This window comes from Acinetobacter sp. YH16042, assembly GCF_013417245.1.
In the GTDB taxonomy this organism is placed as follows: Bacteria; Pseudomonadota; Gammaproteobacteria; order Pseudomonadales; family Moraxellaceae; genus Acinetobacter; species Acinetobacter amyesii.
The window spans coordinates 1-1276 of sequence record NZ_VPEJ01000128.1; the positions used below are offsets into that span (position 1 = coordinate 1).

General features: G+C 35.5%; 1 protein-coding gene. It reads right to left on the reverse strand.

The genetic code is table 11. From position 1 onward, the window contains the following. Positions 1–21 precede the first annotated feature (21 nt). Positions 22–1176, reverse strand: coding sequence for an IS4 family transposase (locus tag FTV37_RS17510; RefSeq protein ID WP_180064343.1), 1155 nt, complete (start codon positions 1174–1176; stop codon positions 22–24). Positions 1177–1276: the final 100 nt, after the last annotated feature.

Consider the following 1276-nt stretch of genomic DNA (forward strand, 5'->3'; position numbering starts at 1 on the left):
GCCACTGCTGTCCCACAAAAATCACAAGAGGAACCTCAATTGAGGTTCCTCTTGTTTTATCACCCTCTTGTCTGGTGAGAATAGCGATTTCAAATACTTCCTTTCGAATAAGTTCACTTGGATAATTCTTAACATTCGTTGAACAGTCCAACCCTCTTGAGCCAGATGCTTTACAAAACTCACCAATAAATATGCAATTAAAGCGATCCATATTTGCGTTAATATTGCATTTCGACTGCGACCAATAAATGCTTTCAATTTTAGATTTTGTTTGATCGCTTTGAAGAATAATTCCACTTTCCAACGATCTTTGTAAATAGCCGCTATTGTTGATGCTGCTAAATGAAAGTTATTGGTTAAAAATTCAAACGTTCTCTTTTTGTCCTTATCATAAAATTCGATACGTCTTAATAATTTAGGTGCTCCACGTTTTTTTGCGTAAGCACTACTTAATTCAATATTTTCATCCGCAAGAATTCCTTTGCAAGTTAGTATCTTATTCTTTGATTTTACTTGATAGACTGTTTTAGGACGTAATCGTGTAACAAAACTGACTTTCCGATCCGTCATTTCTGCAAACCATTGATAGTCAACATAACCTTTATCAAATACCACAATACTCCCTGATGGAAATTTGAAAGGTCTTCCTTGCACCATATCATTTTCTATTCCATTTCCAAGCGCTACAAACTCAGGAATGGTATTACTATGATTTAATCCTACTGTGAGTTTTATACTCGCTTTTGATTCATGTACTTTTCCCCACGCACATAGTGAAAGTGATAAATCGATATGACTGGCATCAAGTGAATACAATGGATTCTTAAATCGAAACTTATGAGCAATTTTAGAATTTTCACAGTGCTTAAGTAGGTTGCTAAAAAGTTGTTGGTATAAACTAGCAGGTTGTTCTTCGTTAATTCTAGCAAGTGTACTTCGTGCAATCTTCTTAGCACCAAGGTGATATAGCTTTTCCTGTTGAGATTCCAGATTTGACTGAATATCTCTTAAACTTTGTCTGCAAGAGAGTTGGGACATAAGCATCGCAATGAATTGATCCCATCGAGTTGCAGATCGTAGCTTTTGCCCATGATGGTGTTGATTTGCTAAACGTTCAAAATCCTGTCTTAAAATAGGCTTGAGTAATTGATGAAATACGGTATTCTGATGTGACAAAACCTGAATCCTTTATAGTTGAAGTCTTTGTTAGCACTTACATTTTAACTATTTTGGACTCAGGTTTTTTATTTAAGTCAAACTATGGGACAGCAGTGGC